Here is a 13,065-nt window from a genome sequence, read left to right as displayed (position 1 = left end):
CTCACCTCCTAAAAAAAATCCTCATTTCTGAGGATTTTAATTTAAATATATATTTTTACTTCTAAACTCACTGAGATGACTTTTTATTGCTTTTATTAAATCGAAATACCTATCCTGTAAATAATAATCATCTTCAGTTTTTAACTGTTCTTCATAATTAATATTTTGAATTCTTTCATCAAGGTCTATTATATATTCTGCTATATCTTCATGGAGAAGGTAGAATTTTTCATATAATATGGGTCGAACCTCTTTTAAATACAAAGTGATATCAAATTCATAAAAACCTCCTCCACCATTTGTAACCAGAGTATTTTCGCCATCTAATTTAAGCACTCTACTATAAATATCTAAAGCATCAATTACTTCTAATCTTTTTTCTTTTTGTTCTTCTTTTTTTATTTCTTTGTCAAACAAATCATTTTGAGTTTTTCTGGTAAAATAAATTCCTAAAAAAGCGCCAATAAGACCAACACTTGCAGGGAAAATTACTTTTATTAGCTCTAACAACATATCCTTCATGCTCCCACATCCATTTTATTACTTTTTTTTATTTTGAATTAAATGAAGGTATAAATCAATTAAGAAATTCATCTATATATTTCACTTATCAAATCGTCCATACCATTTTCATCTATGTCATCCATCTGCATCATGGTTTCTTTATGAGCAACTAAAAAAGCCACAAATCCATCAATCTTTTTCTTTGATTGACGCTTCGACGGCCCTTTCATTCCGTTTAAGTTTGTGACAACAACTAGATTAAGAGCGCAATAAACAAAAAGAGGATTGTCTGTAAACAATTTCTGTTCATAAATAATCCTTTCAGCATCATCTATCATTGCATTCATGACGGATGGGTACTGATTAACAGCAATACACTCTAATCCTAGATTCTCACACTTCTCAATAAGTTTCTGAGACATAGCAGGATCATAGTTTAATTGCTGCACATCATATAAATCCATGCACTCTTTGATGTATTCAAGCACTTGATCTTGATCAATCATCTTACCGTCACAAAATTGCACAAAACCTTTTTCAGCCAAGTCTGTATAAGGCACGTTATCTTCTTTTTCCCTATGCTCAATATCAGCATTTGGGATAAAGTACATTTGTTTTACCTTTAATATCGATTTTCCATCATCATTAAAGACAGGGAAGTTCAAATTCACACAAGTTAAATCTGTTGTTTTAGACAAATCCAAGCCGATATAACAAGTTTCTCCCGTTAAATCTCCGAGATCATTAACCAGCACATGTTCAACCTGATCTTGTTCAAAGAAATTGTCTGCTCCATTTACGAAAACATTTATATGCTTGGATAAGAATTCCGCTTTTTTATGCGCAGAACGTTCTGCACTAATGAATTCTGTTTCCAATGCACTCATTGTTACAGAAACACCAATATTCGGATTCACCATTGCCCAAACTTTACGATCTTTCCAGTCGTAATTTTTGTTAGGTTCATAGATCATTACGAAGTTTGCATCGTTATCATCATTTTTAAGTACTTCTTTCGCTTCGCGATAAACACGCATACCCACACTGGACGAACCTTTGCCAGCAGTAGAGATATTAAACATGATAGGCTCATCACGAGCAACCTGAGCGGACTTAAAGTTGTCGTATTGGTCCATATTTTCTTGTTTATGCAGCTCATCATTTAAAACAAAATGAGGATTTGAACCCTCGATGGAATCAATATTTTTACTCATTACGATAAATTGATTAGAGTAGGCTAATCCTTCATGAATATAATCATAAGTAACAGAGGAAACCGAGCCTTTAGGACCCTTATAAATATGAGATGCATTCATCAATGCGTCATGATTAAGGATTGTTGCTGCGAATGGTTTAGCAGCATATTGCGCTTGGTTAAAATCACTTGCACAACAGTAACAATCAGCACTTAGAACACCTTCACCATACATTGAATAACCCAAACCACCAACTGCTAATAATGTTTTACCGTTCTTTTTGGGAATCTGAATGTAACATTCTCTAGTAACACGAACGATTTTACCTTTCTCGTTTTTATGCACCCACCCATATATCCATGAGTACGCAAATTTTTCCCATTCTTCTAAAATGAAAGCCTGGCCAGCTAGATCGCCTTTCGTATGGCGGACAAATGTTTCAACCCAATCCATCATTTCATTCGCGCGATCTACATCAAACCAAACATCTTTACGTTTTTTCCACTTATACCACCTATCAACCATTTTCTTAATGGTATCAGGATATTTTTTAGGGCTTTTCCTTACTTTCTTAGCGAAAATTTCAGCATAGTTAACGCCTCGTTCTATCACATAAACCCCACCCCCACAGCCTATACTTTGCCGCTTCTCCATTTGTTTCTATGAGCTGTTAATTCATCCACAACAGGTTCAGGCTTTGTCATTTCTTCTTCTTTCCGAACGGATGAGCCGCCAGTAACAATTTTCCCTGGCTGTTTATTGTTAGTCAGACCAAGCAAAGCAAGTGCCTTTGTTTTTTTATCCGACCATGTTTCTACTTGTTGCGCCAATGGATGTTTAGAGTTATTAGTCGCCCCTGCTTTATTGGTATGTCGTTGAGTAGCTGGGAATCCTTTCTCTTTCCACTGTATGTACATGGTCATATAAATTTCGAAAATATCAAGATAGGATTCTATGAGTGGATCTAAAGTAAGGGTGTAAATATCAGCCTCCCTCATGATCTTCAAAATTCTATTTTTTTCAGCCTCTGTTTTTTCGGCTACAACCTTTTGTCGTTCTTTTTTGGTTGCCAATAGTCACACCCCCCTTTAATTTTAGAAATTGTTGTCCAACGAAAGAAATGCCTCCTCTGCTACCTATCTCTCCATGACCGGATATTTTGATTTTGGGTAGGGGGGCTATCGCTTTTCAAAGTAACTCGGAAACACTTTTCCCTTTTCCTTGTTCTCTTCTTCTGTATGACATTTAGGACAAAGCAGCATCAAGTTGTTCGGTTCCAATCTCAATGTCGGATCTTCTTTAACCGGTATCACATGATGCACATGTGCCTGTTTGCCAAACACAAACCTCTTACACTTCTGACAGCAGCCACGTTCTCTTTGATAAACAAAGGACCTTATATCTTTCCACTGCTTTGAGTTATAGAACTGTTTGTTCTCGTGGTGGTAGATGTTCCTTTTCTTTCGCTTCTGCAGCATAGATTTCCTAGACCTCTTATGCTCTTCGCAATAAGTGCCACGGTTTATCTTAGTTCCACAGCCATTAAAGTCACAGTACTTCATTCAGCATCAGTAAGGAATTTAATAATGTCATCTTTCTTAGTGATGTCAGAAGGTATTTCAATTTCCTGTTCAGCTGCAAACTCTTTTAATTGAGGAACTGTCATCTTGCTGAAATTAATTACATCTTTATCACCAGCTTCAGACTGATCAGAACCCTTTCCTAAAACCATACTCTTAGGATCCTTTGTCACTTCAAAGTCTGGTTCCTCACCAGCTGGGACGAATAATACCTTTTTTTCTTTTGCATCCCAATACTCAGTACCTTGTGCAGTTACACGTGTTTGAACTTTCATTGCTTAACACTCCTTTAATATTATTTACTACAGACAAAATACCAAAAGATATTCTGTGTGTAATAAACAAAAAAGCACCCTTCAGAGGATGCTCATTTTAATTATTCTTCTTCAGTTGTAAATCCAATTTTTCTTTTCGGTTCATCAGGATTTAATCTTTTTACTGACATTAACAGAAAACTAATTTGTGAAACATGTTGAATTAATTCTATAGGATTCCCATCTTCTGTTCTGCCAATGAATTTTATCAAACTTGGATTGTAATATCCTAAATCCTCTACATGAAATTGAACTGTTTGTCCGAATGAAACCAATCGCATACCTACTTCATGACTCTGGTCTAATTGTTCATCAAAATCATTAATCATTTCTACTAAACGTGTATAAAATTCACTTGCATGATTAGGGTTTGAGAATTTAAAATCCTTTTCGATGTCATATGTAGGCACTTTGGGAATAATACTACTTAAATCCATACCTTTTAAATTCATTTTTCCACCTCCTTCCACCAAACGTAATTCGGCAAAAGGAAACAATTTCCTGCTAGTCAAACCTTCTCTAATATCACTATAACATGGTTTTTTTAAACAATCGTTCGTAATTCGTTCACGAATAGTTCGCTATTTTTCATGTTTTTATTTTTTCTCTTGAGTTCTCTACAATACATAGGGAAGCAAACTCACTGCCTCGCTCTTTTCCTTACAGCCCTCTGCATTCCAATGGATTTTAAAAGATGAGTTTGAAAACCTGTTTTTTAAACAAACTGAATACGTCAAAAAAAAATAAAGAAGGACTTTAAATTTTAAATTTACGTTGAAGAGTGTTGAGCTCGTCTTGAATAATACCGATGTATCTCATGGTGATCTTAGGATGTGAGTGATTCAGCATTTCCTGAAGAGCAGCTACATCTCCGTGTTGTTTATAAAAGTGATAGCCATATGTTTTTCTCATGGAATGGCATCCTATTCGTTCCAGACCAAACTCTTCTCCAATGTCTTTCAATATGTTATAGGCCATGCTTACTGTAATTGGACTGTTATTTCCTTGACGGCTCTTAAACAAATATTCGTTGCTTTCTTTATCTTTTACATAATGACGTATAGCTCTTTTAAGTTCATCTGGCATATAAACTTCTTTTGTCTTCTTTGTTTTCGCCTCTTTTAAATAGATACTCCTTCCTTCAACATCTCTCACCTTTAGCTTGAGGATATCTTTTATTCTAAGACCTGTATTGATCCCTAAGAGAAAAAGAATATAATTTCGTTCATTTGTTTCCTTCAGATACTGCTTGATTTCTTGAATAATGTTTTTATCACGGATCGGCTGTACAATGTTCATGCACTTTTCACCTCGTTTCTTTTCTTATATACTTCAATCTTTAATGCAAATGCTAATCGCAGCATAGCTTTCCCTTTTAATTCGTAGTACATTGTCTTTCCGATACCGAGATCCATCCAGATATCCGGATCATATCCTGTAACTTGTTGCATGTATCGATTTACGATGATGAATTTCTCGTCAGGCTTTAAAGCTTCGACAGCTCCATGTATCTTGTTAAAAAATTTATCTCGATACATCTCAAAGTCAGCGCGCTCAACGGCAGCTTCTTCTGTTTTACTGTGGAACTCATTTGAATTGCTTGGAGGAATGAGTGAATAAGATGCCGTAATTTTCGGTGAGCAATCAACAGGTAACGTCACTAGTAAGTCTCTGTACTTTTCAAGTTCTCTTTCAACTGCTTTTCTTGTAGCTTTTGGATTCACTTCAGGTAAATAAAAATTCATTTGATTCTTCATCATACATTCCTCCCTTTGCTTATCTTTGACGGATTGCACCATTTCTTCTCGAATATGTTGGCCTATATTTACCCATAAGCTCTTCAAAATCGTTGGTGTTAAGTTCACTATCCTTTTTCGGCTTTGGCTGCTTCTTCTTGGATGGCATGTTCTTCTTCGTCCATTTTTTTAATTCGCCTTTTAAATTACTCATGTTTATACCTCCCTGAATAGGTACTGGTAGTCGAAACCTATAAGCAATGACCCCTATACCCCATAATAGGAAACAAAAAGAAGGCACTAATCGGAGCAGTGGCATCTGCTCTTTGATTAGTGCCCTCGGTTTTTCCGATAGGCTTTATTTGATTTTGAAACTTGATTCTAATTTCCCACCAAGTGGTTTTCCGTTCTCCCAGGTGATGATCTGTTTCCCATAACCATCTACCGGTTGAGGTACTTGTTTCAATACTCCATCACGTACTACATATGTTGCATTATGCATGAGATCAACAGCAGCAGTCATAATGTTTTCTGCATTCATTACTTGCGTTTTCATCCCGGCAGCCCCCTATACATGTTATAATTTAGGTACCAAACACTTGCTCGGGTTTTAACGCCTGGGCTTTTTTTATATATACAATGCGCTCATGTGGTGCAGTTCATCAACGGAATGTTCATTAATATCCAATTACAAAATCCACTGAATAATTACATTCCACTTCTTTTGTTTTTCTAATTAACGGTATTGCAGAACGTATTAAAGATTTCTTCGCTTTTCGGTAAGTGTTAGGATACTTTTCTTTCTTTTCCGATGGACAATACTCCCAGACTTTATATGAATTAGCTTCATTTTCAGGACTACCGTCACAACCACTGTCACACCAGCGTTGGTGTATCATTTCTGCCATTTCATCATTATCGTCAGAAACGTGAAACCTCTCATAATATTCACTATAGGCTAAATACAACTTATCGTAATCTTCCATTTCAGAAGAAATCCTTTTTATTTCTCTTACCGCTTCAATTGGACTGTCAAATGTTTTCACCAATACCTTTCACTCCTTCGCATTTTGGTCCTATGATTTAGCAGCAACCTCCTTTATCTTTGGATAATCATCTTCCCATCTTTGTTTCCATTCGGCTTTTGCTTTTTGATCGCCAGTTCGAATGAGTTGAATAATCCGAACGAGTGGTAATTTCTCATAAACGAATTTTCTTCTAAGCATTAATAAATCATATCTCCTTCACGCTGCATGTTAATCCATCGCATCTCTTCTTCAAGTTCGGTCAATGTCAGCTCGTATAGTTGCCGGCCATTCAAATCTTCAAAAGTGCCTATTGATATGAGCTGACTGATCAACTGAGTTCGTCTATACTCAACTGCTTCACGGAGTTGGTTTTTTTGCATAACTCCAATCATCGGACACTCTCCTATTCAGCAAAACGTGCCATTCGTTGTTTGGCGATCTCCCGTCGATAGCTGGTTGCTTTGTTTTCGACCATTAGACTCGTTTCTGTCATACGGTCATAAGTTCTAAATCCTAATTGTTCTGCGAGATTCTTAGGTTGAAGGTTAGAAGTATACATCGTTGGCAGCTTTCTCCGATACCTGCCGTCTATGACTCTATAAATCACATCTTGTACCCAGTCTGTAAGTTTCTCTGCTCCGATGTCATCGAGGACAAGAAGGTCACATGTCGTTAAAGCACGCATGATTTCCTGCTCTGACTCTTTGCTGTTCTTGTTAAACGTGCTGCGGATCCGTTCCAAAAGTTCCGGGACACTCTGAAATACAACGATGCTGCCTTTTGCAGTCACTTCGTTCGCAACAGCTGAGGCTAAGTGAGTCTTCCCGTTGCCCGGGTCACCCCAAAGAAGCAATGAATCACTGCCCCATTCTTTAAATTCTTCAACGTACTTTCGGGCAATCTGAAAGACTTTCTCGGCACCTGGTCTTGGTTTAAAGGCTTTGAAACTAGCATTTTCAAAACGCTCACCCAAGTTTGAGATGGAGAAGAGTCTCTCGATTTGCTTGCGCTTAATAAGCGTGGCATCCATCAATCTGTCATGCTCCATCTTGTCCGTTTCACATTTGCAAACAGGCTGTACAAACTTTTTCATGCCTAAAAACTCGATTTCCATCCGTGGTACGGTCATATTGCAGTGTGGACAGGCATAAGGTTTATCAGAGGGATAGTTCTGCGTATTCGTCTCTACGATCTGGGATAGTGCGCTTTGCAAGCTTTTCATTTCTTTGGCTCCTTTCTTGCTTCTGGATCTCCGCATGATACTTATCGAGAATGTACGGGACACAGTAGCTCAAGGAATTGATCTTGTCCCTTTGATGTTTAGGTTTGTAAGTATTGAACCGGTCTACCAACCAGTGAACAGCTTTATCAAGTGGTATGCCACTTTCGCATAATTCAATGGCTGCTGTTTCATCACTGACTGAAGTTTGGAATCCTGAATTGCGCAGTTGAATGTATTTGTTTAAGATCGTCCGCTGATATACTTCTGGAGTATGTGATATTTCTTCCCTGTCCTCGGCAGGTGTCAGGAAATCTCCTTTTGGAACGGTTGTAGGCACCCCGTCACTTTCTCCTTCGCACGCATTTTCAGCAGCAGTAAATTCTTTATCATTCTTAATACATTCTTTATCATTCTTGTTTATATCCGCGAGGTGTTTCCCACCTTCTCCATCAGGTGTTACTTTACTGTTACCCTCAATCGAATTGACTTGGTACGAATCCCAGTTTAGTAGAGTTATAAGCGTGTATTGCCTGTTACCCCTACCGCGGTCTACTGAAATCATGTTGTGCTTTTCTAACCATTTCAAAATGGTGTCGATTGTCTTCGGATTTGGCTCTTTCCATTTGGCTCCCTCATACCAGCCAATCGCCTTCGCAATATCTCTTACGGAAGTAAGATGCTGACCTGGTTTAATCACGAGAAAAGTTCCGTCTCTCATAGGAATCTTGTTTTCCTGATGATTAACCTGATATTTGAGATACTGCCAAGTACGGTGATACAGAGGAGGCATGAGCCAAATATCGCTGTCTAATTCTTTCCGATAGTCTTTTATATAGCCTTGCATGCTATCCCCCCTGTTCTACTGTTAACATGCTTTAATGATTCGTTTATTGCCCGTATCACGATGTATCAGGTGCAATTCCCCGTTGATATTCTTATAAATCAGCCAATTATTCGAGTTTAGCCCTGCTTTCTCCAGGACGCCTTTTTGTTGGCGTGTAAGTCGCTTTCCGTTCTTCATCTGAGTTCCTCCTTATACAAATAATTTTGCCGCCCACAATTTTTGTCACTTGTAGATCTGAATAGTTTCTTCTTATGTAAGCATGCAGATAACGTTTAAAGAGTAATTTATCTTTTCTAGCAAAACTCCAATACATGGTTGGAATTCTGACTGTGTACTCAATGGCATTCTTCATAGGTACTACCACCAATTTGCATGCAGTTTTTATATCTGCTACAATTTCATTAGATTATTTAGATGACTTCTCTTCCTGTGCCGGGTGAGAAGTTTTTTTGTTTTTTTGCCATTTCGCGATAAAACTTGCCCTTTACTGAATCAACAGGCCGATTCAAATTTTTTGCTGTACGTTCAATTCCGATTAGAGGTACATGGTTCATCAGGTAAAAAATCTCCATGGCTCCCCACTCGCCTCTTTTATAATCAATAGAATCTTCAACTGTTACACTTGGCGCCAATAGCTTACCTAATCTAACAATCTCTTTTTCATTTTCAAAAGAATGCTTAGATCGGTTTTGTTCAATGAGCTCCGAAATACGCAAACGGATTCGACGCTTTTCTTCCCTTGTCATATGTATCACCTCGCTTTCTAGTGCAAATCCACACTGACAGATTCAAGGACCTATCCTTAGACCTGTCAGCAAGGATTTTACTTGCTGAAGCATTTGTAAAATGCTAGAATTAAATTACCTTTTCGAATGTTTACATGCATTCAATGATTAAGCAGTAAGCGTGTCATCGCTTGCTGTTTTTTCTATTTTTGGACCGTAAGCAAATTGGTATATCTTCTTTTCATCGTTTACTTTTGCAGCGACTGTAAAGTATGGTATTGCTTTAAACGAACGACCACGTTTTACATAATGATGAGCAATTTTCCGAAGTGATTGAATTACAATCTCCATTTCTCCTCCGTCTAAAGCAGCATGTCCTCTTGTGAAATCGAATTTTTTATAAATCTCATTGGTCCAATCATGTCTAAACCCACTTCCCAAACTTTCAATCTCGTTAGCCAGTGCCACTTGAACCTTAAGGCTTTCTGCAGGTAACAACTTCAATTTATGTTTCATACCAATGTCTTCTCCCTTCGAATATAATTGTTTGAAACCAACTTCATTTCATGTTCTTTCCAGAGTTCATTCCAACTGAATCCATAATCACGGCAGCTTACTGCGACCAAGTGTGTAATGGCATACAGGGCATCAATTCCTTCAAGGGCCATTTCTTTGATCAGCTGCTTATCATGTTCTTTTATAGATGTTGGAGGTTTTGCTAGCTTCACTTCTTTAAATGCTTCAAGGAACTCAATGATTTCCTCTTCTGTTACATCTGCCACGCTTGTTCTATGTAGATCTACAGATGCTCCGTTCAATGGTTTTACCCATGAGCCATTCGTGTATTCGCTTGCAACTGTCATCGCTAAGAATGGATCATCGAACTTCTTGATTAATTTCTTTGAGATATCCGGTGGGATCGGTGTTCGCTCCGTTTCCATTGCAGAGATACTTTCTCTGGAAACATTCATTTCCATGGAGAGCTTCAATTGTGATATCCTCCCTCTAGCTGTTTTTAAAGCTTTACCAACTGCCATATTCAGTTGTCCTCCCTTTTACCATTTTTGGATTAAATTTGATTTACTATTGTAATTGAGAGCTTGTCCTGTTGTTGGTTAAAAAGAATGGCTCAGTTTTTTGAGCCTAGTTGGTTTTTACGGTGGCTGCTGCCCTCTTCTCTTGCATTTCCTTTACGATTGCACGGCCAGCGATATGGTACTCTTTAATGATTTGATCAATCTCTTCTTTGGTCTGATTTTTTGGAGCAACAATGTTCACTATGGTGTTTCCGAACTTATACGTAGCATCATACTTTTGCTGATCCATTTGATCACCTCGGTTTATTGTATGAGGATCTGTGGTTGGGACTGCCCTCTCAATTGTTACTTGCATTCGGTTTTCTCCTTTCTTTTTAAAAAGTAGTACCTGGGTATTAGCTAAGAGACATCTAGTAGGTGTTTTTTCACCCATTTGTTGAAATAAGTTGTAAGCAAGATATATTTTTCCAGTTAAAATGTTTAAAAAAATATACTTAGAGCCACTGGCGCAATGCTGCAGTAATTTCTAAAATTTTCTCAACTGCTTCTTGAGAAGTTAGTTCCTCATCTTGCAACTCAAGACACAGATTTAATAATTTGGTGTATTGCTCACTTATGAATGTTCGAACTACAAGGTCTGACATAGCGAGCACTCCCCTTTTTGTTTGCTCCACATCCTGCACACAGCATCGACCGTGGAGATCGGTGCTCTATGCAGTTGTGGAGAAAAAATATTAATTTGCCGTTTTGGCAAAATCAACTTCAAAAAAAAGTTGGTCAATTGGTACTTTTAAAATGCTTGCTACTAAAGCAAGTGTTTCAGCAGGAAATTTCCCTCTCCCAATTTCTAAATAATAATAGCCATTTGGACTTTCGTATCCGAGAATTTTAGCCATTTCATCTAATGAAATTGATCTTTCTTTTCTTAATTGTTTTATTTTTTTTAAGTTAACTTTTTTCACAGGATGTGATTCCATTCTTATTTCACCTCGATTCGTAAAATTGCCATATCGGTAAACCTTGAATTAAATATAACTTGCCGTTTTGGTAAAGTCAATAATAATTTTACCTTTTTGGCAATTTTATTTATTACCAAACTGGTAAATGCTAAAATTTTCATATGCTAGTAAGATAGGTGGTCTATTATGAACCAATTAGGAGATCGTTTGAAGAGTCTTAGAGAAAAACAAAACAAATCACAATTAAGGGTTGCTAAGGACTTAGGACTATCTAATGTTCAATTATCAAGATATGAATCTGGTGATAGAAAACCGGATCCTGAAGTAATTGCCTCATTTGCGGATTATTTTGAAGTAACAACTGACTATTTATTGGGACGAAATAATAATGTAGTTCAAGTTGCAGGTAAGGAAATCATATTAACTGAGAATGAATTGAAAGTATTTAATGTACTTAAAAAGCAACCTATCTTGTTCAACAAACTTGCAGAAGCTCCAGAAAAGAAAATCAAAGCACTGATCAGAATGTGGGAAGCACTTGAAGCAGCTGAAGAAGATGAAAACGAAGATACTATCGAAGACTAATACATAGCAATTATCTAAGCACGCATCAATCTGCGTGTTTTATTTACAAGTTAACTTGGGATTTTTAGACAAAAATGTTAATTATGTGATTCATCCGGTAAAGTGATTCACCCGGCTAATTCATCAACCGGTCATTAAAAAGTATAGGGGAGAAAATAATGAAAAAGAAAATTTTGTTGTCTACTGTTGGTACTGCGGTAATTGCTGCATCATTTGCTGGAGGTGTCTATGCAGCATCCGCATTAAAATTAATAGTAAACGGTGTTCAATCCAATGCTGAAGCTAAGATTATTAGTAACCGTACATATGTCCCATTACGTGCCGCCGCAGAAATGTTAGGGGCAGAAGTAAATTGGGATTCAAAGACGAACACAGTCACGGTTAACGGTAAAGATTATGATCCGACTCCTGGAAAAGCATACACTGTGAATATATCAGGTACTTCTGGACCAATGGAGATAACAATTTCAAAAGTAACACTTGATAATTCATACAATTATAACGATTATTCTGAACCTATAAGAGCAGTTGTATTAGATGTTGTTATAGAAAACACATCAAGCGAATCTATAAGTTGGCATCCTGACCAAGGAACATTGGTATTAAATACTAAAGAACAAATTGAAAACCCTATTCTTTACTCTGATGATTTGGGTGGAGAATTTCACGGAAAAGTGATTAAAAAAGGAAAGATAGCTTTTAAGACTGCTAGTTCTTTTGATTCTGTTTCAACTTTGAAATTTGTTATTGACGGTTCCTTTGATTCAAACCTAGATAGAGTTGGTGAAGACCTTTCGTTAGATATTAACCTTAAATAATTTTTAAAGGGAGATCTCAATGAATTAATACTATTTTTCTTTTGTTTTATAACGTTAATATTCAAAAATGAGGTGTAATCAATTATGAAGAAGTTGAAGCTTTATAGTACGTTTTTTTTCGTTTTATTGTTAAGCGCATGTGGTAGTTCAGATTTCTCTTCAGAGTTAAAACCAAATGATGTAATTAAGGCTTTCAAAGATGCTGGACTAGAAGCTGAGAGTCCAAAAAAGATGACAAAAGATGACTTTGGAATAGCTCCAATGAAATCCGAAGATGGTCTTCGCTTTTTAATCCCTTCTCTTGGTGATGATAATGGCGGAAGGATAATAAGCTACAAAAACTCAGAAGATTTAGAGGAAATGAAAAAATATTACGATGACTTAGGTAAAGATTCAGCAATGTTTTTCTCTTGGACAACAAAACATGAAAACATTTTAGTACAAATTAATGGTGATCTTGAGGAAAGTAAATTTAAAAAATATGAAGAAGCTTTAAAAACCTTGAAATAGAATTTAA

General features: G+C 36.8%; 25 protein-coding genes. 3 read left to right on the top strand and 22 right to left on the bottom strand.

Annotation, left to right across the window (positions count from 1 at the left end; genetic code table 11):
* Nucleotides 1-36 precede the first annotated feature (36 nt).
* The 22 genes from IHV12_RS15210 to IHV12_RS15105 all read right to left on the bottom strand — a co-directional run bounded on the left by IHV12_RS15210 (nt 37) and on the right by IHV12_RS15105 (nt 11,163).
* Entirely contained in the window at nt 37-522 is a 486-nt protein-coding gene (locus IHV12_RS15210) for a hypothetical protein (RefSeq protein WP_197191399.1), read from the bottom strand.
* Between the two features lie 68 nt (nt 523-590).
* Entirely contained in the window at nt 591-2,312 is a 1,722-nt protein-coding gene (locus tag IHV12_RS15205; RefSeq protein ID WP_197191791.1) for a terminase large subunit, read from the bottom strand.
* A gap of 20 nt (nt 2,313-2,332) precedes the next feature.
* Nucleotides 2,333-2,773 carry a P27 family phage terminase small subunit gene (locus IHV12_RS15200; protein WP_197191398.1) on the bottom strand — a complete coding sequence of 147 codons (441 nt, stop codon included), beginning with the start codon at nt 2,771-2,773 and terminating at the stop codon, nt 2,333-2,335.
* A gap of 105 nt (nt 2,774-2,878) precedes the next feature.
* Complete coding sequence (locus IHV12_RS15195) at nt 2,879-3,262, bottom strand: HNH endonuclease (RefSeq protein WP_197191397.1); 384 nt, start codon at nt 3,260-3,262, stop codon at nt 2,879-2,881.
* Nucleotides 3,259-3,555, bottom strand: coding sequence for a hypothetical protein (locus IHV12_RS15190; RefSeq protein ID WP_197191396.1), 297 nt, complete (start codon nt 3,553-3,555; stop codon nt 3,259-3,261). Before IHV12_RS15190 ends, IHV12_RS15195 begins: the two co-directional genes overlap by 4 nt.
* Nucleotides 3,556-3,656: 101 nt before the next feature.
* On the bottom strand, nt 3,657-4,046 hold the full coding sequence (locus IHV12_RS15185; RefSeq protein WP_231620771.1) for a DUF6173 family protein: 390 nt from the start codon (nt 4,044-4,046) through the stop codon (nt 3,657-3,659).
* Between the two features lie 304 nt (nt 4,047-4,350).
* The gene (locus tag IHV12_RS15180; RefSeq protein ID WP_197191395.1) at nt 4,351-4,893 is read right to left on the bottom strand and encodes a tyrosine-type recombinase/integrase; all 543 of its coding nucleotides are present in this window, start codon (nt 4,891-4,893) and stop codon (nt 4,351-4,353) included.
* Nucleotides 4,890-5,351, bottom strand: coding sequence for an ArpU family phage packaging/lysis transcriptional regulator (locus IHV12_RS15175; RefSeq protein ID WP_197191789.1), 462 nt, complete (start codon nt 5,349-5,351; stop codon nt 4,890-4,892). Before IHV12_RS15175 ends, IHV12_RS15180 begins: the two co-directional genes overlap by 4 nt.
* A 19-nt stretch (nt 5,352-5,370) precedes the next feature.
* Nucleotides 5,371-5,544 carry a hypothetical protein gene (locus tag IHV12_RS15170; protein ID WP_197191394.1) on the bottom strand — a complete coding sequence of 58 codons (174 nt, stop codon included), beginning with the start codon at nt 5,542-5,544 and terminating at the stop codon, nt 5,371-5,373.
* Nucleotides 5,545-5,688: 144 nt separating this feature from the next.
* The gene (locus tag IHV12_RS15165) at nt 5,689-5,886 is read right to left on the bottom strand and encodes a DUF3954 domain-containing protein (protein ID WP_231620770.1); all 198 of its coding nucleotides are present in this window, start codon (nt 5,884-5,886) and stop codon (nt 5,689-5,691) included.
* Nucleotides 5,887-6,007: 121 nt separating this feature from the next.
* A complete protein-coding gene (locus IHV12_RS15160; RefSeq protein WP_197191393.1) occupies nt 6,008-6,379 on the bottom strand; it encodes a hypothetical protein in 372 nt (123 codons plus the stop codon).
* A 27-nt stretch (nt 6,380-6,406) separates the two neighbouring features.
* Complete coding sequence (locus tag IHV12_RS15155) at nt 6,407-6,556, bottom strand: hypothetical protein (protein WP_197191392.1); 150 nt, start codon at nt 6,554-6,556, stop codon at nt 6,407-6,409.
* Nucleotides 6,556-6,750, bottom strand: a complete 195-nt coding sequence (fbpA, locus tag IHV12_RS15150; RefSeq protein ID WP_231620769.1) for a Fur-regulated basic protein FbpA — start codon at nt 6,748-6,750, stop codon at nt 6,556-6,558. The genes IHV12_RS15155 and fbpA overlap by 1 nt, the downstream gene beginning before the upstream one ends.
* A gap of 11 nt (nt 6,751-6,761) precedes the next feature.
* On the bottom strand, nt 6,762-7,580 hold the full coding sequence (locus IHV12_RS15145) for an ATP-binding protein (RefSeq protein WP_197191391.1): 819 nt from the start codon (nt 7,578-7,580) through the stop codon (nt 6,762-6,764).
* Nucleotides 7,516-8,424 carry a hypothetical protein gene (locus IHV12_RS22710; protein ID WP_231620768.1) on the bottom strand — a complete coding sequence of 303 codons (909 nt, stop codon included), beginning with the start codon at nt 8,422-8,424 and terminating at the stop codon, nt 7,516-7,518. The genes IHV12_RS15145 and IHV12_RS22710 overlap by 65 nt, the downstream gene beginning before the upstream one ends.
* A gap of 21 nt (nt 8,425-8,445) precedes the next feature.
* Entirely contained in the window at nt 8,446-8,601 is a 156-nt protein-coding gene (locus IHV12_RS15135) for a DUF6906 family protein (protein WP_197191390.1), read from the bottom strand.
* 233 nt (nt 8,602-8,834) lie between these two features.
* The gene (locus IHV12_RS15130) at nt 8,835-9,170 is read right to left on the bottom strand and encodes a hypothetical protein (protein WP_197191389.1); all 336 of its coding nucleotides are present in this window, start codon (nt 9,168-9,170) and stop codon (nt 8,835-8,837) included.
* Nucleotides 9,171-9,317: 147 nt separating this feature from the next.
* On the bottom strand, nt 9,318-9,665 hold the full coding sequence (locus IHV12_RS15125; protein WP_197191388.1) for a hypothetical protein: 348 nt from the start codon (nt 9,663-9,665) through the stop codon (nt 9,318-9,320).
* Nucleotides 9,662-10,186, bottom strand: coding sequence for a helix-turn-helix domain-containing protein (locus tag IHV12_RS15120; RefSeq protein WP_197191387.1), 525 nt, complete (start codon nt 10,184-10,186; stop codon nt 9,662-9,664). The genes IHV12_RS15125 and IHV12_RS15120 overlap by 4 nt, the downstream gene beginning before the upstream one ends.
* Before the next feature lie 106 nt (nt 10,187-10,292).
* Entirely contained in the window at nt 10,293-10,541 is a 249-nt protein-coding gene (locus IHV12_RS15115; RefSeq protein ID WP_197191386.1) for a hypothetical protein, read from the bottom strand.
* Between the two features lie 139 nt (nt 10,542-10,680).
* Nucleotides 10,681-10,830, bottom strand: a complete 150-nt coding sequence (locus tag IHV12_RS15110; RefSeq protein ID WP_197191385.1) for a hypothetical protein — start codon at nt 10,828-10,830, stop codon at nt 10,681-10,683.
* A gap of 90 nt (nt 10,831-10,920) precedes the next feature.
* Nucleotides 10,921-11,163, bottom strand: a complete 243-nt coding sequence (locus tag IHV12_RS15105; protein WP_197191384.1) for a helix-turn-helix domain-containing protein — start codon at nt 11,161-11,163, stop codon at nt 10,921-10,923.
* A gap of 168 nt (nt 11,164-11,331) precedes the next feature.
* Between IHV12_RS15105 and IHV12_RS15100 the strand changes: the two genes are divergently transcribed.
* From IHV12_RS15100 to IHV12_RS15090, 3 genes are all read left to right on the top strand, one after another.
* Nucleotides 11,332-11,730 carry a helix-turn-helix domain-containing protein gene (locus IHV12_RS15100; RefSeq protein ID WP_197191383.1) on the top strand — a complete coding sequence of 133 codons (399 nt, stop codon included), beginning with the start codon at nt 11,332-11,334 and terminating at the stop codon, nt 11,728-11,730.
* Nucleotides 11,731-11,888: 158 nt separating this feature from the next.
* Nucleotides 11,889-12,548 (top strand): copper amine oxidase N-terminal domain-containing protein, encoded by a 660-nt coding sequence (locus IHV12_RS15095; protein WP_197191382.1) that lies wholly within the window; start codon nt 11,889-11,891, stop codon nt 12,546-12,548.
* Nucleotides 12,549-12,632: 84 nt separating this feature from the next.
* Complete coding sequence (locus IHV12_RS15090; protein ID WP_197191381.1) at nt 12,633-13,058, top strand: hypothetical protein; 426 nt, start codon at nt 12,633-12,635, stop codon at nt 13,056-13,058.
* The last annotated feature ends 7 nt before the right edge of the window (nt 13,059-13,065 follow it).

The organism is Fictibacillus sp. 7GRE50 (assembly GCF_015903875.1).
Taxonomy (GTDB): domain Bacteria; phylum Bacillota; class Bacilli; order Bacillales; family Fictibacillaceae; genus Fictibacillus; species Fictibacillus phosphorivorans.
This window is presented reverse-complemented; position numbering and strand designations above follow the sequence as displayed.

Coding starts and splice junctions, on each gene's coding strand:
- IHV12_RS22710 (WP_231620768.1), bottom strand. CDS start 8,424: ATGCAAGGCTATATAAAAGACTATCGGAAAGAATTAGACAGCGATATT.
- IHV12_RS15135 (WP_197191390.1), bottom strand. CDS start 8,601: ATGAAGAACGGAAAGCGACTTACACGCCAACAAAAAGGCGTCCTGGAG.
- IHV12_RS15165 (WP_231620770.1), bottom strand. CDS start 5,886: ATGAAAACGCAAGTAATGAATGCAGAAAACATTATGACTGCTGCTGTT.
- IHV12_RS15115 (WP_197191386.1), bottom strand. CDS start 10,541: ATGCAAGTAACAATTGAGAGGGCAGTCCCAACCACAGATCCTCATACA.
- IHV12_RS15185 (WP_231620771.1), bottom strand. CDS start 4,046: ATGAATTTAAAAGGTATGGATTTAAGTAGTATTATTCCCAAAGTGCCT.
- IHV12_RS15090 (WP_197191381.1), top strand. CDS start 12,633: ATGAAGAAGTTGAAGCTTTATAGTACGTTTTTTTTCGTTTTATTGTTA.
- IHV12_RS15100 (WP_197191383.1), top strand. CDS start 11,332: ATGAACCAATTAGGAGATCGTTTGAAGAGTCTTAGAGAAAAACAAAAC.
- IHV12_RS15130 (WP_197191389.1), bottom strand. CDS start 9,170: ATGACAAGGGAAGAAAAGCGTCGAATCCGTTTGCGTATTTCGGAGCTC.
- IHV12_RS15210 (WP_197191399.1), bottom strand. CDS start 522: ATGAAGGATATGTTGTTAGAGCTAATAAAAGTAATTTTCCCTGCAAGT.
- IHV12_RS15180 (WP_197191395.1), bottom strand. CDS start 4,893: ATGAACATTGTACAGCCGATCCGTGATAAAAACATTATTCAAGAAATC.
- IHV12_RS15145 (WP_197191391.1), bottom strand. CDS start 7,580: ATGAAAAGCTTGCAAAGCGCACTATCCCAGATCGTAGAGACGAATACG.
- IHV12_RS15095 (WP_197191382.1), top strand. CDS start 11,889: ATGAAAAAGAAAATTTTGTTGTCTACTGTTGGTACTGCGGTAATTGCT.
- IHV12_RS15155 (WP_197191392.1), bottom strand. CDS start 6,556: ATGCTTAGAAGAAAATTCGTTTATGAGAAATTACCACTCGTTCGGATT.
- IHV12_RS15120 (WP_197191387.1), bottom strand. CDS start 10,186: ATGGCAGTTGGTAAAGCTTTAAAAACAGCTAGAGGGAGGATATCACAA.
- IHV12_RS15110 (WP_197191385.1), bottom strand. CDS start 10,830: ATGTCAGACCTTGTAGTTCGAACATTCATAAGTGAGCAATACACCAAA.
- IHV12_RS15175 (WP_197191789.1), bottom strand. CDS start 5,351: ATGAAGAATCAAATGAATTTTTATTTACCTGAAGTGAATCCAAAAGCT.
- IHV12_RS15190 (WP_197191396.1), bottom strand. CDS start 3,555: ATGAAAGTTCAAACACGTGTAACTGCACAAGGTACTGAGTATTGGGAT.
- fbpA (WP_231620769.1), bottom strand. CDS start 6,750: ATGATTGGAGTTATGCAAAAAAACCAACTCCGTGAAGCAGTTGAGTAT.
- IHV12_RS15195 (WP_197191397.1), bottom strand. CDS start 3,262: ATGAAGTACTGTGACTTTAATGGCTGTGGAACTAAGATAAACCGTGGC.
- IHV12_RS15105 (WP_197191384.1), bottom strand. CDS start 11,163: ATGGAATCACATCCTGTGAAAAAAGTTAACTTAAAAAAAATAAAACAA.
- IHV12_RS15125 (WP_197191388.1), bottom strand. CDS start 9,665: ATGAAACATAAATTGAAGTTGTTACCTGCAGAAAGCCTTAAGGTTCAA.
- IHV12_RS15170 (WP_197191394.1), bottom strand. CDS start 5,544: ATGAGTAATTTAAAAGGCGAATTAAAAAAATGGACGAAGAAGAACATG.